23 protein-coding genes are annotated in these 24852 nt (G+C 64.3%); 12 read left to right on the top strand and 11 right to left on the bottom strand.

Going from position 1 to position 24852, the window contains the following annotated elements; genetic code table 11:
- Positions 1–15: 15 nt before the first annotated feature.
- The 8 genes from CFB89_RS14630 to kdsD all read right to left on the bottom strand — a co-directional run bounded on the left by CFB89_RS14630 (position 16) and on the right by kdsD (position 6516).
- Positions 16–528 (bottom strand): PTS sugar transporter subunit IIA, encoded by a 513-nt coding sequence (locus CFB89_RS14630; protein WP_027806888.1) that lies wholly within the window; start codon positions 526–528, stop codon positions 16–18.
- A gap of 194 nt (positions 529–722) precedes the next feature.
- The gene (hpf, locus tag CFB89_RS14625; protein ID WP_006477786.1) at positions 723–1082 is read right to left on the bottom strand and encodes a ribosome hibernation-promoting factor, HPF/YfiA family; all 360 of its coding nucleotides are present in this window, start codon (positions 1080–1082) and stop codon (positions 723–725) included.
- 159 nt (positions 1083–1241) lie between these two features.
- Positions 1242–2747, bottom strand: a complete 1506-nt coding sequence (locus CFB89_RS14620; RefSeq protein ID WP_089468482.1) for an RNA polymerase factor sigma-54 — start codon at positions 2745–2747, stop codon at positions 1242–1244.
- A 172-nt stretch (positions 2748–2919) separates the two neighbouring features.
- Positions 2920–3696 carry an LPS export ABC transporter ATP-binding protein gene (gene lptB / locus CFB89_RS14615; RefSeq protein ID WP_089468481.1) on the bottom strand — a complete coding sequence of 259 codons (777 nt, stop codon included), beginning with the start codon at positions 3694–3696 and terminating at the stop codon, positions 2920–2922.
- Complete coding sequence (gene lptA, locus CFB89_RS14610; RefSeq protein WP_050014883.1) at positions 3693–4358, bottom strand: lipopolysaccharide transport periplasmic protein LptA; 666 nt, start codon at positions 4356–4358, stop codon at positions 3693–3695. Before lptA ends, lptB begins: the two co-directional genes overlap by 4 nt.
- Positions 4359–4378: 20 nt before the next feature.
- Positions 4379–4993 carry an LPS export ABC transporter periplasmic protein LptC gene (gene lptC, locus CFB89_RS14605; RefSeq protein ID WP_012329238.1) on the bottom strand — a complete coding sequence of 205 codons (615 nt, stop codon included), beginning with the start codon at positions 4991–4993 and terminating at the stop codon, positions 4379–4381.
- A gap of 3 nt (positions 4994–4996) precedes the next feature.
- Positions 4997–5533 (bottom strand): HAD family hydrolase, encoded by a 537-nt coding sequence (locus CFB89_RS14600; protein ID WP_050014885.1) that lies wholly within the window; start codon positions 5531–5533, stop codon positions 4997–4999.
- Positions 5533–6516 (bottom strand): arabinose 5-phosphate isomerase KdsD, encoded by a 984-nt coding sequence (gene kdsD, locus CFB89_RS14595; protein WP_089468480.1) that lies wholly within the window; start codon positions 6514–6516, stop codon positions 5533–5535. The genes CFB89_RS14600 and kdsD overlap by 1 nt, the downstream gene beginning before the upstream one ends.
- Positions 6517–6640: 124 nt before the next feature.
- Here kdsD and CFB89_RS14590 point away from each other — a divergent pair, with 124 nt between their 5' ends.
- The 5 genes from CFB89_RS14590 to purU all read left to right on the top strand — a co-directional run bounded on the left by CFB89_RS14590 (position 6641) and on the right by purU (position 11811).
- Positions 6641–8647: a monovalent cation:proton antiporter family protein gene (locus CFB89_RS14590; RefSeq protein ID WP_012329236.1), complete on the top strand. Its 2007-nt coding sequence runs from the start codon at positions 6641–6643 to the stop codon at positions 8645–8647.
- Between the two features lie 77 nt (positions 8648–8724).
- Positions 8725–9291 (top strand): adenine phosphoribosyltransferase, encoded by a 567-nt coding sequence (locus CFB89_RS14585; protein ID WP_089468479.1) that lies wholly within the window; start codon positions 8725–8727, stop codon positions 9289–9291.
- Between the two features lie 75 nt (positions 9292–9366).
- A complete protein-coding gene (locus tag CFB89_RS14580) occupies positions 9367–9990 on the top strand; it encodes a LysE family translocator (protein ID WP_089468478.1) in 624 nt (207 codons plus the stop codon).
- Entirely contained in the window at positions 9987–10853 is an 867-nt protein-coding gene (locus CFB89_RS14575) for a DUF4743 domain-containing protein (RefSeq protein ID WP_089468477.1), read from the top strand. Before CFB89_RS14580 ends, CFB89_RS14575 begins: the two co-directional genes overlap by 4 nt.
- A 73-nt stretch (positions 10854–10926) precedes the next feature.
- A complete protein-coding gene (gene purU, locus CFB89_RS14570) occupies positions 10927–11811 on the top strand; it encodes a formyltetrahydrofolate deformylase (RefSeq protein ID WP_089468476.1) in 885 nt (294 codons plus the stop codon).
- A 97-nt stretch (positions 11812–11908) separates the two neighbouring features.
- Here purU and CFB89_RS14565 read toward each other — a convergent pair whose 3' ends face one another.
- Together CFB89_RS14565 and uvrA are read right to left on the bottom strand one after the other, a co-directional pair.
- Entirely contained in the window at positions 11909–12991 is a 1083-nt protein-coding gene (locus CFB89_RS14565; protein WP_179233441.1) for an AI-2E family transporter, read from the bottom strand.
- Between the two features lie 240 nt (positions 12992–13231).
- Positions 13232–16117: an excinuclease ABC subunit UvrA gene (gene uvrA, locus CFB89_RS14560; protein WP_089468475.1), complete on the bottom strand. Its 2886-nt coding sequence runs from the start codon at positions 16115–16117 to the stop codon at positions 13232–13234.
- A 262-nt stretch (positions 16118–16379) separates the two neighbouring features.
- On the opposite strand from uvrA, the gene CFB89_RS14550 reads away from it, so the two are divergent.
- From CFB89_RS14550 to CFB89_RS14525, 6 genes are all read left to right on the top strand, one after another.
- A complete protein-coding gene (locus tag CFB89_RS14550; protein ID WP_089468474.1) occupies positions 16380–17567 on the top strand; it encodes an MFS transporter in 1188 nt (395 codons plus the stop codon).
- A gap of 100 nt (positions 17568–17667) precedes the next feature.
- Positions 17668–18225, top strand: coding sequence for a single-stranded DNA-binding protein (locus CFB89_RS14545; RefSeq protein WP_089468473.1), 558 nt, complete (start codon positions 17668–17670; stop codon positions 18223–18225).
- Between the two features lie 255 nt (positions 18226–18480).
- Positions 18481–19680 carry a site-specific integrase gene (locus tag CFB89_RS14540; RefSeq protein WP_089468472.1) on the top strand — a complete coding sequence of 400 codons (1200 nt, stop codon included), beginning with the start codon at positions 18481–18483 and terminating at the stop codon, positions 19678–19680.
- Entirely contained in the window at positions 19677–21299 is a 1623-nt protein-coding gene (locus CFB89_RS14535) for a site-specific integrase (RefSeq protein ID WP_089468471.1), read from the top strand. The genes CFB89_RS14540 and CFB89_RS14535 overlap by 4 nt, the downstream gene beginning before the upstream one ends.
- 4 nt (positions 21300–21303) lie before the next feature.
- Complete coding sequence (locus CFB89_RS14530; protein ID WP_256979673.1) at positions 21304–23295, top strand: integrase; 1992 nt, start codon at positions 21304–21306, stop codon at positions 23293–23295.
- Positions 23273–23713, top strand: a complete 441-nt coding sequence (locus tag CFB89_RS14525; RefSeq protein WP_080311425.1) for a hypothetical protein — start codon at positions 23273–23275, stop codon at positions 23711–23713. The genes CFB89_RS14530 and CFB89_RS14525 overlap by 23 nt, the downstream gene beginning before the upstream one ends.
- A gap of 55 nt (positions 23714–23768) precedes the next feature.
- Here the strand turns inward: CFB89_RS14525 and CFB89_RS14520 are convergent, their stop codons facing one another.
- Positions 23769–24059, bottom strand: a complete 291-nt coding sequence (locus CFB89_RS14520; protein WP_038771840.1) for a helix-turn-helix domain-containing protein — start codon at positions 24057–24059, stop codon at positions 23769–23771.
- Positions 24060–24147: 88 nt separating this feature from the next.
- Here CFB89_RS14520 and CFB89_RS34910 point away from each other — a divergent pair, with 88 nt between their 5' ends.
- Positions 24148–24642, top strand: a complete 495-nt coding sequence (locus tag CFB89_RS34910; RefSeq protein ID WP_179233440.1) for a hypothetical protein — start codon at positions 24148–24150, stop codon at positions 24640–24642.
- The last annotated feature ends 210 nt before the right edge of the window (positions 24643–24852 follow it).

Below are 24852 nucleotides of genomic sequence, written 5' to 3'. Positions count from 1 at the left end.
TCCGCCCGGAACAACTCAAGGTTGCCACTGAGTGAGCAGGCGATGCAACTCGGCGATATCCGTTTCGTTGTGCAGACGCTCGCGTGCGTCGCGGTCGGACAGCAGTTGCGCGATTTCCGACAGGATCTCGAGGTGCTGCTGGGTGGCTTGCTCGGGGACGAGCAGGAAGATCAGGAGACCGACAGGCTGACCGTCGGGCGCTTCGAACGGGATCGCATCGGCGAGGCGGACGAACGCGGCGAGCGGATGCTTGAGGCCCTTGATGCGGCCGTGCGGAATCGCGACACCTTCGCCGAGCCCGGTCGAACCGAGGCGCTCGCGCGCGAACAGGTTGTCCGTGACGGTGCTGCGGCCGATGCCGTTCTGATTCTCGAACATCAGCCCGGCTTGTTCGAAGACGCGTTTCTTGCTGGTGACCGAGAGGTCGATGACGACGTTCTCTATGGGCAGGATTTTGGCTAGGCGATTCATGTTGGCAGGCGATTGGGCGGCCTGGGGTCTCCTTGCGGCGGCGGACTGATTTTCCATGTTCGGCGATATCAAGGCATGTGGCATGGCAACCTGCAACGCCGCTACCGCATCCAACACCCCCCGGCGATAACCGGAACATTATAGAGCACAGCCGCGTGCGTGGCGCAGCACGGACGGACCGGTGGCACCTGCGCTCGGCGTGGCAAAAAAAACGCCCGGCGAACCGGGCGGCGTGCGTGTTGCTGTGACGGTTATTGCGGCGGCAGTTCGATCTGGTCGATCGACGGCTGCAGCTTGATCGGGTCGTGCGCGTGCGTTTGCAGGCGCTCCATGTGCTTGACGACCTGGCGATCCAGCTTGTCGATCAACAGATCGATCGCGGCATACAGGTTGCCGTTCGCGCTTTCGACGAAGATGTCCTTGCCCTTCAGGTGCAGGTTGATTTCCGCGCGCTGCTGCTTGTCCTTTTCCTTGTGGTTGTCGACCGAGAGGATCACAGTGCCATCGATCACCTGATCGCTATGCCGTAGCACCCGGTCCAGCTTGGTGATCACGTATTCGCGAATGGCAGGCGTGACTTCGAGATGATGTCCACTGATCTTCAGGTTCATAGTGCTTCTCCAAGCGAGTGACCACCCGGCCGCATCGAGGCGGCGCTCCGGTCGACTTGCCCATGCCGCGGAAAGGCGGCGTATCGCGGACAGGTCGCCCGGCCTGTTCCCCGTGTGCGCGGTGGTCGGGACACGCCTGCCGCCGGGCAGGCAGCAGGCTTAAAGAGACTTGCGCAGATTCACTGCCGGGATCTTGAGGGCTTCGCGATATTTCGCAACCGTGCGGCGCGCGACCACGAAACCCTGTTCTGCCAGCAGCTCGGCAATGCGGCTGTCCGAAAGTGGCGATTTTGGGTCTTCAGCTCCTATCAGTTGCTTGATGAGGGCTCGGATGGCGGTCGACGAGGCGGCGCCACCGGTGTCGGTCGAGACGTGAGATCCGAAGAAGTACTTAAATTCCAGCGTCCCGAACGGGGTCAGCATGTACTTCCCGGTTGTCACACGGCTGACAGTCGACTCGTGTAGGCCCAGCGTATCAGCTATTTCCCGCAAAACCAAGGGGCGCATGGCAATTTCACCGTGCGCAAAGAAATTCTTCTGACGCTCGACAATAGCCTGCGCGACACGCAGGATCGTCTCGAAACGCTGCTGGATGTTCTTGATCAACCAGCGTGCTTCCTGGAGCTGCTGCTTCAGCGATCCGGCCGACGGATCGCCGCGGCTGTTGCGCAGGATGTTCGCGTACAGGTTGTTGATCCGCAGGCGCGGCACGACCTCCGGATTGAGCTCCGCGAGCCATCCCTGGCCGGCCTTCTTCACGATGATGTCGGGCACGACGTAGTCGGCCTCGGCCTTGCCGTATGCGGCGCCGGGGAACGGCTCCAGCGAGCGGATCAGCGCATGCGCGTCGCGCAGCGCGTCGTCGCTCGCCTTCAGGTGCTTGCGCAACCGTGTGAAGTCGCGTGCGGCGAGCAGTTCGAGATGCTGCGACACGATCTCGAGCGCGAGCGTGCGCGTGGGGGACGGATCGAGGCGCAGCAGCTGGAGCTTCAGGCATTCGGAGGCCGAGCGGGCGCCGACGCCGGCCGGGTCGAAGCTGTGCAGCAGCGCGAGCGCCGCGTTCAGTTCGTCGCAGTCGATTTCGAGTTCGGGCGGCAGGTCGGCGAGCACTTCGTCGAGCGTGGCGGTCAGGTAGCCGTCGTCGTCGAGCGATTCGATCAGGAACATCACGAGCGCGCGATCGCGCGGGCCGGCCTGCGTGACGCGCAACTGCGCGGACAGGTGGTCGCGCAGCGACGTCGCGGCTTCCTGCACCTGCAGCGGCGGCAAGTCGTCGTCGTCGGACGCGCCGCTCGAGCGGCCGTATTCGTCGAGGTTCCACTGCGGGCCGTCGTTGCCGTCGGCGGAGCCGTAACCGTCGTATTCGTCGGCGCCGGCCGGCTCGTCGCGCTCCGCGCGATCGCTGGACGTACTGCTGCCGTTGGCCGCGGCGGGTTCGGTGTTCGAGGCGGGCGGCGTCTGCGCGATCAGCGATCCGTCGGCCGCGACGCGCAGCGGGCTCGCGATCCATTCGTCGTCGTTCTCGAGCAGCGGGTTCTGCGCGACGGCCATCGCGACTTCCTGCTGCAATTCGAGCGTCGACAACTGCAGGAGCCGGATCGACTGCTGCAGCTGGGGCGTCAGCGCAAGATGTTGCGACAGGCGGAGTTGAAGGCTGGCTTTCATGGCAAGGAGGGAGTCATACCGGCAGTTTGCCACGACCCAGGCGCATTGAGCCATCCGCGATTACGCGCGGCGCGCCGCCCGGCCGCGGGCAGGGCCGCGGGCGTGGATGCAAAGCGGGGCGCAGCCCCGCGCGGCGATGCCGGGCGGGGTGCAGCCAGCCACGAGGAGGGCGTTACATGCGGAAGTGTTCGCCGAGGTACACGCGGCGCACGCTTTCGTTTTCGATGATTTCGCTCGGCGCGCCGGCGGCCAGCACCGACCCGTCGCTGATGATGTACGCGTGGTCGCAGATGCCGAGCGTTTCGCGGACGTTGTGGTCCGTGATCAGCACGCCGATGTTGCGCTGTTTCAGGAACTTGACGATTTTCTGGATCTCGAGCACCGCGATCGGGTCGACGCCGGCGAACGGTTCGTCGAGCAGGATGAAGCTCGGGTTGGTCGCGAGGGCGCGCGCGATTTCGACGCGGCGTCGTTCGCCGCCCGACAGCGACAGCGCGGGGTTCTCGCGCAGGTGGCCGATCTGCAACTCGTCGAGCAGCGCTTCGGTGCGCGACGAGATCGCATCCTTCGACAGTCGCTTGCCGTCTTCGCCGTACTGCAGCTCGAGCACCGCGCGGATGTTTTGCTCGACGGTCAGCTTGCGGAACACGGACGCTTCCTGCGGCAGGTACGACAGGCCGAGCGACGCGCGCTTGTGGATCGGCAGCAGGCCGATCGAGCTGCCGTTCAGCGAGATTTCGCCCGCGTCCGTCGGCACGAGGCCGACGATCATGTAGAACGACGTGGTCTTGCCGGCGCCGTTCGGGCCGAGCAGGCCGACGACTTCGCCGCTCTTCACGTCGAGCGACACGTCCTTGACGACCGTGCGCGAGCCGTAGCGCTTCTTCAGGTTGCGGACGACGAGCGAGCTCGTCGTGCCGGCCGGCTGGCGGTTCGGGAGCGCGTTCATTGGCCCGGTGCTCCCTGGATCGTGGTCGACGGCGACAGCTTGGCCGGCGCGCCGTTCAGCGGCGCGGGGCCGCCGTTCTTCGGCGACAGCATCGCGCGCACGCGGCCGTTCGGGTTGCCCGGCGCCGCGACGTCCTTGCCGCCCTTCGCGGTGTAGAAGTCGCGCTGGCCGTCGTACGTGATCACGCTGCCGTGCACGGTGTCGGCGACCGTCGACGTGCCCTGCAGGCGGCGCACGGTCGCGGCGGTGGTCAGCGTGGTCAGGTCCTGCTTGCCGTCGTAGTCGATGCGTTCGGCGTCGCCGTCGATGTATTCGTCGAGGCCTTCGCGCTTCTGGCGGAACGTCGCGTGCTTCTTGCCGCTGCCGAACGACGTCGCATACTGATAGCCTTCCGGGTCCTGGCGTACTTCGACGCGATCGCCCTTGATGATGATCGTGCCCTTCGTGATCACGACGTTGCCGGTCGCGACCGTGACCTGCTTCAGATCGTCGTAGGTCAGGTTGTCGGCCTCGACGTTGATCGGCTTGTTCTGGTCGGCCTTCTCGGCATGGGCGAGCGGCGCCAGCCCGACGAGCGGGAGCGCCACGAGCGTCGCGGCGAGCGCGGCGCGGACGGCGCGCGCAGCGCCGCCGGAAATCAGTCGAGGGAACGGTTCGTTCATGCAGTCACGTGAGGGATGCGTCACTTGGGTTGACCTTTCGAGCCGCCGGACGTGTCCGCGGCGGCAATCGTGCCGCGCACGTTGCCGTAAAGCTCGATGACCCGGGTGACGTTGTTGTACTTCATGCCGTCGGTCGCGTTGACGAGCGACAGGCCGCGCTGAAGTTTAACCGGCTTTTCGGTCTGGATCACATCGTCATTGACGAAGATCCGGAAATGCTGGGAATCGGCCTGCATCTGCGGATCGCCGCCGCCGGCCGCGCGCAGGATGCGCGCGTCGTCGTACAAATCGACGATCGACACGTCGCCGTTGACGGTGCCGCGCTTCGCGGTGGTCGTCACGACCGGCTTGCCGGGCTGGAACGCGCGCATGGCCGGATCGGTCAGGTCGCTGCCTTCGGTGTCTTCGTAATGGACCAGCTTCGCGGCCGTCAGCCGGTACTGGGTCGTGCCGGTCTGGTCGAGTTCGGTGACCGAGAAGTTGTCCGCGAAATAATCGGGCGTGTGGCGCTTCGGCTGCGCGACGCCCTCGCCGGGCGGCGGCAGCGTGGCCTGCAGCAGCCACCAGGTGACGCCCGCGAGCGCGGCGACCGCGGCGAGCGGCAGCATCTGGGTCCAACGGAAATGCGTACTCATCGGTCAGGCTCCGCAGGCGGCGGCGAGCAGCGCGTCGTAGCGGCGCTGCGCGCGCAGGATCGCATCGCAGACCTCGCGCACGGCGCCGTGGCCGCCGCGGGCCTCGGCGACCCAGTGCGCGCGGGCGATCACCTCGGGGTGCGCGTTCGCGGGAGCCGTGGCGAAGCCGCAGCGCAGCAGCACCGGCAGGTCGGGCCAGTCGTCGCCCATGTAGCCGCATGCGTCGGCCGTCAGGCCGAGCGACGCGATCAGGTCGGCGAACACGGCGAGCTTGTTCTCGACGCCCTGGAACAGGTGCGCGATCTTCATCTCCTTCGCGCGCGCCGCGACGATCTCCGAGCGGCGGCCCGTGATGATCGCGGTCGCGATGCCGGCTTCGCCGAGCAGCTTCACGCCGTGGCCGTCGAGCGAATTGAACGACTTCATCGCGTCGCCGGCCGCGGTAAACAGCAGGCCGCCGTCGGTCAGCACGCCGTCGACGTCGAAAATCATCAGCTTCACGCGGCTCGCGCGTTCGGCCGCAGTCAGCGCTGCGCTCATCAGATCACCTTCTTCGAAAACAGGTCGTGCATGTTCAGCGCGCCGATCAGCGCGCCGTCGGCATCGACGACCAGCATCTGGTTGATCCGGTGGCGCTCCATCAGTTCCACGGCCTCGACGGCCAGGTGATCCGGCGCGATCGTGCGTGGGTTGCGCGTCATGACTTCGGTGATCGGCAGCGTGCGGAAGTCGCCGTCGCGGGCGAGCACGCGGCGCAGGTCGCCGTCCGTGAAGATGCCGGCGACCTTGCCGCCGGCGTCGACCACGGCCGTCATGCCGAGGCGCTTCGCGGTGATTTGGAACAGCGCGTCCGACAGCGTGGCATCGAGCCCGACGGACGGGACGTCGTCGCCCGAGCGCATCACGTCGCGCACGTAGGTGAGCAGGCGGCGGCCGAGCGCGCCGCCCGGATGCGAGCGCGCGAAATCGTCCGAGCCGAAGCCGCGCGCGTCGAGCACGGCGACGGCGAGCGCGTCGCCGAGCGCGAGCGCGGCGGTCGTGCTCGCGGTGGGCGCGAGGTTCAGCGGGCACGCTTCCTTCGACACCGCGGCGTTCAGGTGCACGTCGGCGAGCGTGCCCAGGCTCGACTCCGCACGGCCCGTGATCGCGATCAGCTTCGCGCCGATCCGCTTCACGAGCGGCAGGATCGCGACGAGTTCTTCCGATTCGCCGGAATAGGAGATGCCGATGAAGACGTCGTCGGAGGTGACCATCCCGAGGTCGCCGTGGCTGGCCTCGGCAGGGTGGACGAAGAAGGCCGGCGTACCGGTGCTGGCCAGCGTGGCCGCGATCTTGCGGGCGATATGCCCCGATTTGCCGATCCCGGAAACCACGACGCGGCCGCGGCAGCCGAGCAGCAGCGACACGGCCTCGACGAAGCCGCCGTCGAGCTGGTCGCGCAGCGCGCGCACGGCGTCCGCCTCGATGTCGAGCACGTCGCGGGCGAGCGCGAGCGCCCGATCATCATTGATTTTCGCTATCATGCGCGGAGTATAGCAAAGGCGTTTGTTCGCCGCGCCGCGCTTCGGACTCGTCCGATGCCGCCTGTCCACCGCCACCACCCGCGCCCGCCTTGCCGTGGCCCCGACGAACGAGGACGCTTCGCCTGTGATTTCCCCGCTCGAAATGACCCTGCTGCTGCTGCTGGCCTCGGTGGTGGGCGTCGTCGTATTCCGCTCGTTGAACCTGCCGCCGATGCTCGGCTACCTGACCGTCGGCATCCTGGTCGGCCCGCACGCATTCGGCGTCGCGGCGGATCTCGAACGGGCCGAGCACCTCGCGGAATTCGGCGTGGTGTTCCTGATGTTTTCGATCGGCCTCGAATTCTCCCTGGCGAAGCTGAGGTCGATGCAGCGGCTCGTGTTCGGGCTCGGCCTGCTGCAGGTCGTCGCGACCCTCGTGCTCGCGCTCGTGCTCGGCGCGCTGTTCGAGCACTGGGTGCACATTACGTGGCAGGGCAGCATCGCGCTCGGCGGCGCGCTCGCGATGTCGTCGACGGCGATCGTGTCGAAGATGCTCGCCGAGCGGCTCGAGATCGAGACCGAGCATGGCCGCAACATCTTCGGCGTGCTGCTGTTCCAGGATCTCGCGGTCGTGCCGCTGCTGATCGTGATCGCCGCGTTCGGCGCCGAATCGTCGAAGGACCTCGCGCTCACGCTCGGCTTCGCGGCCGTCAAGATCGTGATCGCGCTCGCGCTGCTGCTCGTCATCGGCCAGCGCTTCATGACGCGCTGGCTCAACGTGGTCGCGCGGCGCCGCTCGCAGGAGCTGTTCGTGCTGAACCTGCTGCTCGTCACGCTCGGCGCCGCGTTCATCACCGACCGCTTCGGCCTGTCGCTCGCGCTCGGCGCGTTCATCGCGGGGATGCTCATTTCCGAGACGCCGTTCCGCCATCAGGTGGAGGAGGACATCAAGCCGTTCCGCGACGTGCTGCTCGGCCTGTTCTTCGTAACGACCGGGATGCTGCTCGATCCGCGCGTGATCTGGGAGCATCCGTTGATCGTGCTCGGCTTCTTCGTCGGGCAGATCCTGTTCAAGGCGACGATGATCGCCGGGCTCGCGCGGCTGTTCGGCGCGACGCCGGGCGTCGCGATGCGCACCGGCATCGGCCTCGCGCAGGCCGGCGAATTCGGCTTCGTGCTGCTGAACCTGATCCTCGACCGGCACCTCGTCGATTCGACGCTGCTGCAGGCGATTCTCGCGTCGATGCTGCTGTCGATGCTCGCCGCGCCGTTCCTGATCCAGAACGCGGACCGCATCGTGATGCGGCTGTCGTCGACCGAATGGATGCAGCAGTCGCTGCAGATGACGCGGATCGCAACGCAAAGCCTCAAGCAGCGCGGCCACGTGATCATCTGCGGCTACGGCCGCGCGGGCCAGAACCTGGCGCGCATGCTCGAGCAGGAAGGCATTTCGTACGTCGCGCTCGACCTCGACCCCGATCGTGTGAGCGCGGCCGCGACGGCCGGCGAATCGGTCGTGTTCGGCGACGCCGCGCGCCGCGAATCGCTGCTCGCGGCCGGTATCCACCGGGCGGCGGCCGTCGCGATCACCTATGCGAACACGCCGTCGGCGCTGCGCGTGCTGCATCACGTGCACGAGCTGGAGCCGACGCTGCCCGCGATCGTGCGTACCGTCGACGACGCCGATCTCGAGAAGCTGCTCGCGGCCGGCGCGACCGAGGTGATTCCGGAGATCGTCGAGGGCAGCCTGATGCTCGCGTCGCACACGCTGGTGCTGGTCGGCGTGCCGATGCGCAAGGTCGTGCGGCGCGTCGAGGAGATGCGCGACGAGCGCTACAGCCTGCTGCGCGGCTATTTCCGCGGCGCGGACGATGCGGACGACGACGATCACGAGCAGGTGCGGCTACAATCGGTGCCGGTCGATGCGCGCGCGGACGCGGTCGGGCGTTCGCTGGAAGAACTCGGGCTGTACGCGCTCGGGCTGGAAGTCACGGCGATCCGCCGGCACGGCATCCGCGGCGTCGAACCCGATCCGCAGACCAAGCTGCGCGCGAGCGACATCGTGGTGCTGCGCGGGCTGCCCGAGGCGCTCGCGCTCGCGGAGGAGCGGTTGTCGCGCCATCGGCGCGACCCGCCGGCCGCGGCCGCGTGAGCCGCGATTCACGACCCGACCCGTATTGATCAGAAACGGTGCCCGATCTTCGCGCACCGTTTTTTTCGGAGAGTTTCATGCCGCATTCGTCGCCGGGCGCACCGCTCGATCCGGTCGCCTTCATCCACAGCCAGATCCGCACGGTGCCCGACTGGCCGCAGCCGGGCGTGCAGTTCCGCGACATCACGACGCTGCTGCAGAGCCCGAAGGCGCTGCGCATCCTCGTCGACCTGTTCGTCGAACGCTATGTCGACGCGAAGCTCGATTACGTCGCGGGCCTCGACGCGCGCGGCTTCATCATCGCGCCGATCGTCGCTTACGAGCTGAGCGTCGGCTTCGTGCCGATCCGCAAGGTCGGCAAGCTGCCGTACAAGACGCGTTCGGAATCGTACGATCTCGAATACGGCAGCGCGACGGTCGAGATCCACGAAGATGCGTGCAAGCCCGGCGATCGCGTGATCATCATGGACGACCTGATCGCGACCGGCGGCACGATGATGGCGGGACGCAACCTGCTGGAGCGGCTCGGCGCGGAGGTCGTCGAAGGCGCGGCGATCATCGACCTGCCCGATCTCGGCGGCTCGACGCTGCTGCGCAACGCCGGACTGCCCGTCTATACCGTTACCGAATTCGCCGGCCATTGAACGCCGGCCCGTCGGGGCCGGCCGTCGCGGCTTGCCTTGATTCACGCTTGGGTCACATTCCGCAGCGAGGTCACGATGCCCAACTTCATGCTGTTTCTCGCCACGTCGATCGCGATCACGTTCGCGCCGGGTCCCGACAACCTGCAGGTCCTCGCACGCGGCATCTCGCAGGGCCGCGCGGCCGGCTTCGTCGCCGCGCTCGGCTTCACCGCCGGAATCCTGTTCCACACGACGCTCGCGGCGCTCGGCGTCGCGGCCGTGCTGCGCTCGTCGCCGGTCGCGTTCCAGATCCTGAAGCTCGCGGGCGCCGCGTACCTCGTGTGGATCGGCATCAAGGCGCTGCGCAGCCAGGGGCTCGCGAACGCGCATGCGCGCCCGCCGCAGCCGCTCGCCACGATTTTCCGGCAGAGCGTGATCGGCAACCTGATGAACCCGAAGGTCACGCTGTTCTTCGTCGTGTTCCTGCCGCAGTTCGTCGATCCGCACGGCGCGCAGGGCGTGACGCTCCAGATGTTCGAGCTCGGCGCGCTGTTCATGTTGCAGACGGCCGCGGTCTTCTCGCTGTTCGGCGTCGGCGCGGGCATGATCGGCGCGTGGCTGAAGCGCCGCCCGAAAGCCGGCGTGTGGCTCGACCGGATCGCCGGCGCGACGTTCATCGCGATCGGCATCCGCGTCGCGCTGAAGGACTTAGCGCGATGACGTTTCCGTGCATCGCGGCCGCGCGCCGCTTCGATCCGGCCGCGCACCTGCGCTTCGAGATCGCCGGCCAGGCGGTCGGCTGGGTGCGCCGCCAGGACGTCGCGAAGCTCGCGCGCTGGCCCGACGTGTTCGAACTGACCGCCGATCGGGTCGTGCTGTCGGCGCGCTACGATTCGGTCGACGCGCGCAGCATGGCGCTGGCCAGCGCGATCGGCGCGCTCGCGGCCGAAGGCGCGATTCCCGGCTGGCGCGACGAGATCTACGCGATCCGCAACCGCTTCGACGATCCGCCGCTCGCCTACATCGAGCGCGCGGCGTCGCGCTTCTTCGGCACGCAGACCTATGCGGTGCACGTGAACGGCATCGTAGAATATGCGGTTGCGCCGGGCGAGCCGACCGCTGCGGCGACGCCGAAGATGTGGCTCGGCCGCCGCAGCGCGACCAAGGCCACCGACCCCGGCATGCTCGACAACGTCGTCGCCGGCGGTATCGGCTGGGGGCTGGGCGTTCACGAGACGCTCGCGAAGGAGTGCTGGGAAGAAGCCGGCATTCCGGCCGACCTGTCGGCGCGCGCGATCGCGGGCCGCACGGTGCAGGTGCTGAACGCGCTGCCGGAAGGCACGCAGTCGGAACTGATCTTCGTGTACGACCTGCCGCTGCCGCACGACTTCGCGCCGCGCAACCAGGACGGCGAAGTGGCCGAGCACCTGCTGGCCGGCGTGCCCGAGGTGATCGGCTGGCTGCGCGAAGGCCGTGCGACGATGGATGCGAGCCTCGCGACGCTCGACACGCTGCTGCGCCACCGCTGGATTGCGGCGGCCGACGCGGCCGGCATCGACGCGCTGTTCGTGCCGGCTGCGTGACGTGCACAGCGACGTGCGCCGTGCGGCGCGAACGGCCAATTTGACGAATACGGAAACAATGGGAGTAGCGGTCATGCCGACCGATCACAGCTTTATCTTGAAACTGTCGTGCCCCGACCGGCACGGCATCGTCCATGCGGTCTCGGGCTTCCTGTTCGAGCGCAGCAACAACATCCTCGATTCCGCGCAGTTCGGCGACAGCCGCACCAGCGAGTTCTTCATGCGCGTGCACTTCGAGCAGGACGGCGGCGGCGTGGATGCCGCGTCGGCGCTCGACACGCTTCGCAAGGAATTCGCGCCGCTCGCCGAGCAGTTCTCGATGCGCTGGGAGCTGCACGATGCGGCCGTGAAGCCGCGCGTCGTGATCATGGTGTCGAAGATCGGCCACTGCCTGAACGATCTGCTGTTCCGCTATCGCACCGGGCAGCTGCCGATCGAGATTCCGGCGATCGTGTCGAACCACAAGGAGTTCTACCAGCTCGCCGCGAGCTACAACATTCCGTTCCATCACTTCCCGCTGATCGGCGGCTCGTCCGATGCCGCGAAGGCCGCGCAGGAAGCGCGCGTGCTGGAAGTGATCGACGAGCATCAGGCCGATCTCGTCGTGCTCGCGCGCTACATGCAGATCCTGTCGCCGAACATGTGCGCGCAGCTCGCCGGGCGCGCGATCAACATCCACCATTCGTTCCTGCCGAGCTTCAAGGGGGCGAAGCCTTACTACCAGGCGTTCGACCGCGGCGTGAAGCTGATCGGCGCGACCGCGCACTACGTGACGACCGATCTCGACGAAGGCCCGATCATCGAGCAGGAAGTCGAGCGCGTCGACCACAGCATGACGCCCGACCAGCTGACCGCGATCGGCCGCGACGTCGAATGCGTGACGCTCGCGCGGGCGGTGAAGTGGCACGTCGAGCACCGGATCGTGCTGAACGGGACGAAGACGGTCGTGTTCCGCTGATCCGTCGGCCGCGACAGGCTGGCTCTGCAAACGAAAACGCCGCGCCCTTCATTCACGGGCGCGGCGTTTTTTTATGGCCGTTGGCGAGCGGGCGGCTTCAGATCAGCCGCAGCAGGTACAGCTCGCGTTTCAGGTACGCATAGAAAATCGGCGCGGCGATCACGCCCGGCAGCCCGAACGCGGCTTCCATAATCAGCATCGCGAGCAGCAGCTCCCACGCGCGCGACTCGATCTGGCCGCCGATGATCTTCGCGTTCAGGAAGTATTCGAGCTTGTGGATGACCACGAGGAACGCGAGCGACGCGATCGCGGTGCCCATGCTGACCGACAGCGACACCGCGACGATCAGCGTGTTCGAGATCAGGTTGCCGATCACGGGCAGCAGGCCGACGATGAACGTGACGAGCACGAGCGTTTTCGACAGCGGCAGCCGCTGATGGAAGATCGGCAGCGCGACGAGCAGGTAGATGCCGGTGAAGGCCGCGTTGATCGCCGAGATCTTGATCTGCGCGAACACGATGCGGCGAAACGCGTCGGCGAAGCGCGACACGCGCGTGACGAGCGCGGTCGACAGCGGCCGGCGCGCCTTGCCCTGCTCGACGCCGATCGCGATCATCGCGCCGATGATCATCCCGAACAGCACGTGGCCGAAGCCGCGCGCGACGCTCTTGCCGCTTTGCTGGAGCTGGTCCATGTGCGAGTGCATCAGCACGGCCGCCTTCGTCTTCATCTGTTCGACGTCGACGGGCAGCAGATTGGCGATCCAGGACGGCGTGCGTGCGCGGGTCTGCTCGACGATCTGCATCAGTTGGCCGAGCAGGCTCTGCAGGTTCGGCACCGTGTGCTCGAAGTGTTCGATGATGGCGAGCGTCAGGCCGGTGAGCGCGCCGACGATCGCGATCGACAGCAGTACGACCGCGACCCAGCGCGCGCGCATGCTGGTGGTGTGGCGTTCGATCACCGGTGCGATCGTGTGGATCAGCTGATAGACGAGCAGGCCGGCCAGCATCCCGCCGAGCAGCTTGAGCTCGAGGACGAGCCACATCATGACGAGCGCAAGGAGATAGCTGCCGATCTCGAGCGCCGACAGCTTCGGCAGGCTCAAGTCGCTCGTCAGCCGCACGCTGCGCAGGTGCGGCTCGCGGTTCTGCGTATCGCGCGACTCTTGTTGCTTCTCCATCGTGGATTCCTGTTGTCCCTGGGTCGTGCCGCGCGGCACGCGGCAGAGCGCGGGTCGCCCGGCGCCGCACCGGATTGGTGCGGATGACGAACCTTACGGCCGTAAAGTATAGCTGCCATTATGGTCCGCAAACGGGCCGTTTGGCGCATGGTGTAAACGCAGAAGGGAAAACGAGGGGGCGCGATCGCCCTCGACGGGCGCGCGGCCGGGCGGCCGCGCGCGGGGAAGGGCGAACGGGCGTCAGCCGGCCGCGACTTTGCGGGTCGGACGCTTGAGCAGCGGCGCGAGGTACTTGCCGGTGAAGCTCGCCTTCGTCTTCGCGATCTGCTCGGGCGTGCCCTGCGCGATGATCTGGCCGCCGCCGGCGCCGCCTTCGGGGCCGAGGTCGATCACCCAGTCGGCCGTCTTGATTACGTCGAGGTTGTGCTCGATGATCACGACCGTGTTGCCCTGGTCGCGCAGCCGGTGGATCACTTCGAGCAGCAGCGCGATGTCGTGGAAGTGCAGGCCGGTGGTCGGCTCGTCGAGGATGTACAGCGTGCGGCCGGTGTCGCGCTTGGACAGCTCCAGCGACAGCTTCACGCGCTGCGCCTCGCCGCCCGACAGCGTCGTGGCCGACTGGCCGAGGCGGATATAGCCGAGGCCGACGTCGAGCAGCGTCTTCAGCTTGCGCGCGATGACCGGCACCGCGCTGAAGAACGCGTACGCGTGCTCGACCGTCATGTCGAGCACTTCGCTGATGTTCTTGCCCTTGTACTGCACTTCGAGCGTTTCGCGGTTGTAGCGCTTGCCGTGGCACACGTCGCACGGCACGTACACGTCCGGCAAGAAGTGCATCTCGACCTTCAGCACGCCGTCGCCCTGGCACGATTCGCAGCGGCCGCCCTTCACGTTGAACGAGAAACGGCCCGGATCGTAGCCGCGCTCCTTCGACGTCGGCACGCCCGAGAACAGCTCGCGGATCGGCGTGAACAGGCCCGTATACGTGGCCGGGTTCGAGCGCGGCGTGCGGCCGATCGGCGACTGGTCGACGTTGATCACCTTGTCGAAGTGCTCGAGGCCCTCGATCGCCTCGTGCGGCGCCGGCTCGGCGGCCGAGCCGTACAGGTGGCGCGCGACCGCGTGATACAGCGTGTCGTTGATCAGCGTCGACTTGCCGGAGCCCGACACGCCGGTGATGCAGGTCAGCAGGCCGACCGGCAGTTCGAGATCGACGTGCTTCAGGTTGTTGCCGTGCGCGTCGACGATGCGCAGCATCCGCTCCGGATCGGGCGATATGCGCTCGTCCGGATACTCGATCACGCGCTTGCCGACGAGGTACTGGCCGGTCAGCGACTGCGGATTCGACTGAACCTGCTTCGGCGTGCCTTCGGCCACCACGACGCCGCCGTGCTCGCCCGCGCCCGGGCCCATGTCGACGACGTAGTCGGCCGTGCGGATCATGTCCTCGTCGTGCTCGACGACGATCACCGAATTGCCGAGGTCGCGCAGGTGCTTGAGCGTCGCGATCAGGCGGTCGTTGTCGCGCTGGTGCAGGCCGATCGACGGCTCGTCGAGCACGTACATCACGCCCGTGAGCCCCGAGCCGATCTGCGACGCGAGCCGGATGCGCTGCGCCTCGCCGCCCGACAGGGTCTCGGCGCTGCGCTCGAGCGACAGGTAGTCGAGGCCGACGTTGTTCAGGAACGTCAGGCGCGCGACGATTTCCTTGATCACCTTGTCGGCGATCTCGCGCTTCGCGCCGTCGAGCGTCAGCCCGTCGAAATAGCCGAGCGCGTCGCGCAGCGGCCAGCCGCTGATTTCATAGATGCCCCGTGCGTGGTCGCCGGTGCCGATCCGCACGTGGCGCGCCTCGCGGCGCAGGCGCGTGCCGTCGCACGACGGGCACGGCTGGTTGTTCTGGTACTTCGACAGCTCTTCGCGCACCGCGACCGAATCGGTCTCGCGGTAGCGGCGTTCGAGGTTAGGGATGATCCCTTCGAACACGTGTTCGCGGATCGTCGTGCGGCCGCGCTCGTTGATGTACGAGAACGGGATCGTCTGCTTGCCCGAGCCGAACAGCAGCACCTTGCGGATCTTTTCGGGGAGATCCTCGAACGCGGCGTCGATGTCGAATTCGTAGAACGCCGCGAGGCTCTGCAGCATCTGGAAGTAGAACTGGTTGCGGCGGTCCCAGCCCTTCACCGCGCCGGCGGCCAGCGACAGCGACGGGTGCGCGACGACCCGCTTCGGATCGAAGAACGTGATCTGGCCGAGGCCGTCGCATTCCGGGCACGCGCCCATCGGGTTGTTGAACGAGAACAGGCGCGGCTCGAGCTCCTGCAGCGAGTACGAGCAGATCGGGCACGCGAACTTCGAGCTGAACAGGTGCTCGCGATCGGTATCCATTTCCAGCGCGATCGCGCGGCCGTCGGCAAGGCGCAGCGCCGTCTCGAACGATTCGGCGAGCCGCTGCTTCATGTCCGGGCGCACCTTCAGGCGATCGACGACGACGTCGATCGTGTGCTTGTCGTTCTTCTTCAGCTTCGGCAGCGACTCGACCTCGTAGATCTTCGCGACGCCTTCGTTCGCGGCGCCGCCGCCCGAGCGCACGCGAAAGCGCACGAAGCCCTGCGCCTGCATCTCCTCGAACAGCTCGGCGTGCTCGCCCTTGCGGTTCGCGACGACGGGCGCGAGGATCATCAGCTTGGTTTCCTCGGGCAGCGCGAGCGCCGCGTCGACCATCTGCGACACGCTCTGCGCCTCGAGCGGGATGTCGTGGTCGGGGCAGTACGGCGTGCCGACGCGTGCGTACAAAAGTCGCAGGTAGTCGTGGATTTCCGTGACCGTGCCGACGGTCGAACGCGGGTTGTGGGACGTCGCCTTCTGCTCGATCGAGATCGCCGGCGACAGCCCCTCGATCAGGTCGACGTCGGGCTTCTCCATCAGCTGCAGGAACTGGCGGGCGTACGCGGACAGGCTTTCCACGTAGCGGCGCTGGCCCTCGGCATAAAGGGTGTCGAACGCGAGCGACGACTTGCCCGACCCGGACAGCCCGGTAATCACGACCAGCTTGTGGCGCGGCAGGTCGAGATTGACGTTTTTCAGGTTGTGGGTGCGTGCCCCACGGATACGGATCTGTTCCATGAACCTGGCGAAATGGAGGGAACCAAACCTGCTACTATAACGGCTTTTCGAGACCGTCGTTTACGGCCCCTGGCCTTTACAGCAGGTGGCAGCAAGGCGACACCTGCGCCGGGAAAAGCGGTCGCGCCGCATGTTCCGCGCGGCCCGCAGGCCGCCCGCATCCGGCCCCGACGTGTCGTCCGAAAGGCCGCCAGGCCGCCGGTCCTGATCTTCCGCCGCCCGCCGCCGGGCGGACATTCCGATCATTCGAAATTCATTCCCGATGTCCAATCCGTCCGCCACGTCTTCCCGCATGACTGCGCCCGAACTGCGCGCGACCACGTCGCTCGCGGCGATCTTCGCGCTGCGCATGCTCGGCCTGTTCATGATCATGCCGGTGTTCTCGGTCTATGCGAAAACCATCCCGGGCGGCGACAACGTGCTGCTCGTCGGGCTCGCGCTCGGGGCCTACGGCGTCACGCAGTCGCTGTTCTATATCTTCTACGGCTGGGCGTCCGACAAGTTCGGCCGCAAGCCGGTGATCGTCACCGGCCTCGTGATCTTCGCGCTCGGCAGCTTCGTCGCCGCGTTCGCGCACGACATCACGTGGATCATCGTCGGCCGCGTGATCCAGGGGATGGGCGCCGTGTCGTCGGCGGTGCTCGCGTTCATCGCCGACCTGACCTCCGAACAGAACCGCACGAAGGCGATGGCGATGGTCGGCGGCTCGATCGGGGTGTCGTTCGCGGTCGCGATCGTCGGCGCGCCGATCGTGTTCCACTGGGTCGGGATGAGCGGGCTGTTCGCGATCGTCGGCGTGCTGTCGATCCTCGCGATCGGCGTCGTGCTGTGGGTCGTGCCCGACGCGGCGAAGCCCGTGCACGTGCGCGCGCCGTTCGCCGAGGTGCTGCACAACGTCGAGCTGCTGCGCCTGAACTTCGGCGTGCTGGTGCTGCATGCGACGCAGACGGCGCTGTTCCTGGTCGTGCCGCGCCTGCTGGTGGACGGCGGGCTGCCGGTCGCCGCGCACTGGAAGGTCTACCTGCCGGTGATGGGGCTCGCGTTCATCATGATGGTGCCGGCGATCATCGTCGCGGAAAAACGGGGCAAGATGAAGCCGGTGCTGCTCGGCGGCATTCTGGCTATCCTGATCGGTCAATTGTTGCTCGGCAGCGCACCGCATACCATTGTGATCGTGGCGGCGATTCTCTTCGTGTACTTCCTCGGGTTCAACATCCTGGAAGCGTCGCAGCCGTCGCTCGTGTCGAAGCTCGCGCCGGGTTCGCGCAAGGGCGCGGCCACGGGCGTCTACAACACCACGCAGTCGATCGGGCTCGCGCTCGGCGGCATCGTGGGCGGCTGGCTGCTGAAGCACGGCGGCGCGAACACGGTGTTTTATACGTGCTCGGGGCTCGTTGCCGCGTGGCTTATAATCGCGGCCAGCATGAAAGCGCCGCCGCGCAAGGCCTGAATCTTGTTTCGGGCAGGCATCGGCAGCGCGCCGGCCTGCCCGGCGGGCCGTTCCGGCGATACGCGCGGGCGGCCCGGCATCGAATTTACTGGAGAAACACATGGCATCCGTCAACAAGGTCATCCTCGTCGGCAACCTCGGCGCCGATCCTGAAGTCCGTTACCTGCCGAGCGGCGACGCGGTTGCGAACATCCGTCTCGCGACGACCGACCGCTACAAGGACAAGGCAAGCGGCGATTTCAAGGAAATGACCGAGTGGCATCGCGTCGCGTTCTTCGGCCGTCTGGCGGAAATCGTCAGCGAATACCTGAAGAAGGGTTCGTCGGTCTATATCGAAGGCCGCATCCGCACGCGCAAGTGGCAGGGCCAGGACGGCCAGGATCGTTATTCGACCGAGATCGTCGCCGAACAGATGCAGATGCTCGGCGGCCGCGGCGGTTCGGGCGGCGGCGGTGGCGGCGGTGACGAAGGCGGTTACGGCGGCGGCTACGGTGGTGGTGGTGGCGGCGGTCGCGGCGAGCAGGCGGAGCGCGGCGGTGGCGGCGGTGGCCGTGCCGGCGGCGCAGCGCGTGGCGGTGCGGGTGGCGGCGGCCAGAGCCGTCCGAGCGCGCCGGCAGGCGGCGGCTTCGACGAGATGGACGACGATATTCCGTTCTGATTTCCCGTATCCGAGAAATGTAAAGATCAACCCCGCCTTTTGGTGGGGTTTTTCTTTATATATCTGGGATTCAGAGCGTTCCTTGACCCGCAACATTTGCCGGAGGGGTACCGCGGCGGCAGACGATTTTTCGCTGATAACGCATATCGTCAACTTTCGGTGTTAGCCATCCTGAGGCGCGGGCTTCCTCAGGCGTTGCCATGAAAAAGTCGTAAACATTGCGTACCTTGAGTCGGCAGCATCAAGGAGAGACGCATGCAAGTGCGATTTCACGTGGTTACGGTTCTGCATCCAGGAGGGGAGCGCCTTCCAATCCTGCTTGATGCGGAAAGGCAACCGGTGCCATGGATTAACGCGTATCTCATCAAGCACCTGCGTCCCAGGCTGTCTGTCAACAGTCTCATCAAGACGTTGCGCGCTCTCGGTTATATATGGGCTTGGGCGTTGGCAGAGGCGTTTCCGCTGGAGACGCGTCTAGTTTCTGGCGAAGGTCTGAGTCAGGACGAGATCGTCAGTCAGCTTTACCCCTGGTTGCGGCGCAACTTCCAGACAACCCGAAAAGTTCGCAAGCTCATCGTTTCGCCGAGCACCGTAGCGTTTCGTCTGAACGTCGTTTCGCAGTGTGTCAGGTGGCATCTCGAGTGCGCGATGTTCGCGATGCCAGTGGGTAGCCCAGAAATTCGCGAAATGCGAGAGAGGTTGACGTTCATTGAGCGTAGCTTCTCAACAGCGGGGCGCGTGCGCGTCGAGTCTTCGACTCATGCGACGCCGCTGTCGACAGATCAACAGCAACGACTATTGCGGATCTGCCATCCTGACTCTCGCGAGAATCCATGGAAAAAGCCGTATCGGCAGCGCAACTTCCTGATCGTGCTGATGATGGCAATGCTCGGTGTGCGTCGGGGGGAGTTGCTCAAGCTTCGGGTTTCGGACTGCCACTTGTCTCGCGCTATTCCCGAAATCCGTGTGAAGAGATCGCCCGACGATCCAAGTGATCCCCGGATCAACGAGCCGCAAGTCAAGACCGAGTCGAGACTTCTACCGTGCAACACATCGCTAGCCAGGTACCTTAACGACTACATCTGCACGACGCGCCGAAATATCCCAGGAGCCGGCAGGAGCCCGTTCCTATTTCTAAGTCGAGGCGGACAACCGATGAGCCTTGCGCGCGTGAATGGTCTCCTTGATCAGATCGCAATTGTTCATCCTGAATTCGAAGGTCTGCACCCGCATTGCCTGCGCAGCACATGTGCGACCAACTTCCGCGAGGCTGGCTTGCGCAATGGATTGGACGAGGAGCGAATCGACAAGGACATGATGTACTTCTTTGGCTGGCGCTCGGCCGACTCAGTGATGCCGTATATCGATGCGGCCATCCGGCGCGAATCGTGTGAGATCAGCCTGAGCTACCAGGCTGCGTCCCTTGGCAGGTCAATCTTCCGGAGCGACGCATGACGAACAGCGACGTGAACCAAGCTATGGTGGAACACCTGCGGCGGTACGGCCTTCCAGCGTTGCCGGATTTCGTTGTTGACCGGGATGGACGTCGAATGGACCTCCATGGCACGGTATGGAAGTTTAATGTGGCGACTGAGCACATAGCCGTCGACTGGTCCAGCTTTGCCGACTGCAACGCGATTGTGAGCTATGCGCTGCGGCGATGGGCCGTGCTGCTGCTTGCTCAACAAGCTGGCCGAACCGTGGCGAACGGTCTCCGCACCATTGTCGATGCGCTTCGCGATCCCGTCTCAGAACGGGGGCAACATATGTGGCCAGGGCTGGCCGAGATTACTGATCCAGTGCGTATGCGAACGGCGCTGCGCGCCCAGATGGAAAGGGCAATTCAGGGCCTGCGAGTACGGAAAGCAATGGTCGACTTCTACGTCCTGCGCCATTGGTATCTTTGGTCATCGGAAATGTTGGACTGCCTCGGTTTCGACGAGGAATTCGCTCTCGAACTCGATGAAGTTCGAATTCCCGCGCGACCGTCGCGTCTTGCGGTTGAACTCGAGGATGAGGAGTGCGGTCCGCTCTGGGATACCGAAGTGACGATTCTTCGTCGCGCGCTGCTGGAGGATGTATCGACGGCGCGTCAGCACGTAATGCAGCGCGCGGCAGTCGCGCTCAGTCTTGCGTACGGTCGCAATCCGTCCAACTTCTGCCTGCTGCGGGAAACAGACTTTAGGAATGTGCTTGCAGGGTTTGACGTGCCGGAGCAATGGACGCTCTCAATTCCCAGAATTAAGAAGCCGGGTGTTGGTGCCAGGCAGGCCTTTATCGAGGAGCGCGTGAGCGACGAACTGGCGGGCTTCTTGCGGACGCTTCTTGATGCGAACAAAATGGTTGATTGTGGCGATCACCCCCGGCCTATCTTCATGCGCGAGAATTTTGATCGTTGGTGTCAGGACACCGGCGTCGGTGAATACGGCTACCACATTAAAGTCGATGAATTCCGCCTGTTGATAAAACGGTTTGCCGCTCGGATGAATCTTTTTTCCCCACGTACGGGGCAGGCTCTTCATGTTACTTCCCGTCGGTTGCGCTATACGTTCGCGACGACAATGGTGGAATTGGGTGTGTCAAAGAGAGTGCTTGCCGCCATGCTTGATCACTCCGACACGCAGCACGTTCAGGTTTATTACGCCTTGAAGGGGCGACGCCTGACCAAGATTCTCGATCGGGCGGCCGCGCTGAAGATGGGGCCGCTGATGAGGCTGTTTCGTGGAACGCTGGTACCGTCATCCGAGTCTGCCGTGAGCGGCCCTGATCCAACGAAGTGCATCCAGTTCGTTGGGGATATATCGGCGGTACAGCCGGTTGAGATCGGAGCCTGCGGACAGGATCAGCTTTGTGCCCTTGATCCGCCGTTCTCGTGCTACCTCTGTCCAAAGTTCCAGCCTTACTTGGAAGCCGACCATCAGGCGGTGCTGAGCGAACTGCTCGCGGGCCGCAAGCACCGTCAAACGAAATACGGCGCGCGTTTGTCGATCCAGTTGGATGATGTCATCTACGCGGTTGCGCAAGTGATCCGAGAGGTCGACGAATATGTCTGCGGGCGTCGCAAGAAAGCGTAAATCGATGGCGGCGCTTGCCAGTGCGGTTGGCAAGCTGTCGGATAACTGGATCGTCAACCGTGAGACGCTAGTAGACAAAGCAAAGGTCTTAGTCCCGTTCCCGGGCGTGGAATGGGACAGCACAGTCTGGGATGTGTCGTTGGCCTACTTGCACCGCACCCGTGGTTACAAAGCAGACCGACCGGCGCAGCGTCTGCTGTTCACGCAGCATAGCCGCGTGCCACGGATACCCGGGGCGCCATTTGGGAGGGCGTTTGGGGATGTCATGAAGTCGCTTATATGCCAGCGGCATCGTCAACGGGGGCAGTCGGCAAACAGTCACATGGTGTTCATCCGGGCTTCGCGCTATGTGTTCGATGCATTGGCAGATAGAGACGATGACATCAGCCAGTTGACGGCGAATCATCTGGATGCTGCCGCTGCAAGGCTGTTCGAGCGCGAGAGGGAGTCAACGGCATACAAGGTCGTTGGTCACATGGAGGAGTTCGCCGATGCACTGGATCGCAACGGTTTGTGCCGGATACGACTCGACTGGCGCTGTCGACGCAAATCCCGTCCGAAATCAACGACGCCTGATCGTATCGACGACTTAGCACAGCAGGTCGGGCAACGGAGTCAGCTACCAGATGAGGAGGCCATCCGCGCGATCGGCTACCTCTATCAGCAGATCCCACGTGACGCACCGCCACATGATCCGGTCAGTGCCGATCGCATTATGATTCTGATTGCAACGGTAATGGTCTGCACCGGGCTGCGCATCGGCGAAATGCTGACCCTACCGGAGAATCCCATCTCCCCTGCGGAAGACGGCAGCACAAATCTGCGCTATGCGCGCCTGAAGGGGCGTGCCGACGATGTGGCCGTCGAGTGGCTTACCAAACCGCTGCTGACGGAGACCGAGGAGGTCGTCGAAGCAGCATTGATCGAGCTGTGGGCGGTGACGCAGGGAGCGCGCCAAATAGCCCGCTCGTTCCATGAGTCGGGTGAGCTACTCGCCGCCTTACCATTACAGGCGGAAATTGTTGGAACTTCGTTGCCCGCGATACTGGGATTGCGCAGCAAAGCGGTTGCGCAGTTCCTGAAAGCTCGGCGCATCACTTACACCGTTGTCGCGAAGAATATTCGGATCAGTCGCGAGGCGCTGCTTCAAGGAATTCGGGGCGACCACTGGGCATCGCCCACCATACCCGGCACACCCGGTCGCGGCCTTGCGCTTCATGAAGCGCTCTGCGTTGCTTACACAAATCAGATGCACCGTGGCACTCGGACGACGCTGACCTACGCGGCCCGTCCCATTACTGACCAGAACGTGCGGGACTTCCTGACTGGGCGTGGAGTCGTTGGTTCTGTTTTCGAGCGTTACGCGATCGCCGACAGTAGTGGCGGCCAAATAAACGTTCGCTCGCATGGATTTCGTCACTTTCTAAACCATCTACTGGACGAGGGTGGTGCACCGGATCTCGTGCAGACCAAATGGTTCGGGCGCAAGCATGCTGGCGACACAAAGGCATATCAGCACCTGACGCACGCCCAAAAGGCTGCGCAAGTAGTGGCGGACATCATGGACGGCCAAATCAGCGGTGCGGTGACGGAAATTGCGAAGGTTCTGCCAGTCGAGCTCGCACAGACATTCCTGACTGCACGCATCCATGCCGTTCACGATGTCGGACCGGGAATGTGCATTCACGACTTCCAGATGGCGCCGTGCTCGCGCCATCTGCAGTGCACGGTGAATTGCGATGAGTACATCTGGCTGAAGCGTGATGCGTCACGGTCGGACGAACTCAAGAGACAGGCGGCCGTTGTCTATCTCAGCCTGCAAAATGTTCAGAAGCAGATCGACGGACAGGCGTTGGTTGAGCCGGACTGGATGAGCCACCTGCGTATCCGGTACGACCAGCTGATGATGCAATTGGCACCGCTCAACTTCGAGGAAGTAGATCTTGTGCGCTATATCGACCAAGGGAGCGGCCATGCCGAAGGCGATCCGAGCTAACTCGAAAATCAGTGCTGCAAAGTTGACGAGCATCATCGCCGAGCTTGAGCGGTGGCGAGACAAGGAGCTCGGCGTCAAACTGACATGGGAGAGGATTGAAGCGTTTTCAGGATTTACGCGGCAAGCACTGAGTCGTCATCCGAAGATTGCAAGTGCGTATCAGGAAGCCAAACGATCCCTGTCGATGCCTGATCGTCGTTCCCGATCGCGTTCGCAAGATGATGAGCGTACGTACTTTGACGAAACGCTTGCTTCGCTGCGGGCGGAGGTGAGGCGGTACGAAGCATTGGAGCAGGGGTGGCTTCAGCGTTGGCAGCGCATCGCATTTCATTGCTCCAGACGCGGGCTGAGCATCGGCGAACTTGATCAACCGCTGGATGACCCGGGGCGAAGCTTCGACACCGATAGAAGAAAGTGAGCGAGGCCCGATCGAAGTTCTTGATCGTCAACGTCCAACGCTCGACCATCGGTCACTATTGCGCTTTTTCAAGGAGCGTCAGTAATTCACTTCTCAGCTCGGAGAGGGCAGTCTCCACGCCTTTGTCGCTGTATTCCTCCAGGTATGCGGTGGCTATGAGCGTGAGAGGGTGGACACCTAGTACCTCCGCCAACTGCTCAATTTTTCCGAGGGTAGGGGACTTGAGACCGCGCTCGACGGTGCTTACGTAGGTGCGACTGGAGACAATGCCGAAGTCCTCCTGAGATACGCCTTTCGCTTGGCGAAGCATCCGCAACGCTGCGCCGATTCGCGCCGATGAGTGCATGCAAGCCCCCTTAATAAAGGACTTGATGTACTCATTTCGAACACTAAAGGACTACAATCTATAGTGTTCATTTGGTATCATCGGCATCATGTTTGCAACACACCAAGCCAATGCATTGCCGCTTTATTCCGCCATCGCGGGGGATCAATTTTCTGTATGGTCGATCGTTGACATCTGGGGAGGCAATGATGCGCTTGTCCTCCAGTTGTCGGAGGGTGATCAGCGAGGTAGTCCACGAAAGGTCGCGCTTGTCGATTTGAAGGATTGCGCAGCCGTAATCCAGCAGTGTGTTAGCGACGGATTTGTGGTTCGTGGCGCCGCGATCCTACGATTGAGTGCGGCTCGTTCGTCGAAAATGTGGAGGCTTGAACCGTTGCGAGAGATTCGAACAGGCGTGGTTCCACCAACAGAGCAAAAGAATCGCAACGTACTTCAGCGTCTGACCATCGCGTTGATTACCGAAGATGGATCTCGACACTATCTGCCAATGGAAGCGGGTTCTACGACATATCCCGAACATGGCCGGCGTGTCTATCGGCGAGCCGCCGAATCTAAAGGGATTTCCGGAGGAGCTGATTCGTGATGCATGGTGGCTCGCGACGACCTTGGCGTTTTTTTTGAGCGCTATCAGCTATTGACGCAAGTCATCCCTGATGCGGGAAAAAATGATGGCGGTGGCGAGCTTGATCGGTACAGTATGAGCATCAAGCTATCGCTCAAAGCGGACTCGCAACTTGCCGAATCCGGGAAACCGTGCGTGTGTGCGATCGACCACCTGCAGTAACGCCTATGG

It is taken from the genome of Burkholderia sp. AU16741 (assembly GCF_002223345.1).
GTDB lineage: Bacteria > Pseudomonadota > Gammaproteobacteria > Burkholderiales > Burkholderiaceae > Burkholderia > Burkholderia sola.
The sequence above is the reverse complement of the archived record's forward strand: the minus strand, read 5'-3'. Positions and strand labels throughout refer to the sequence as shown.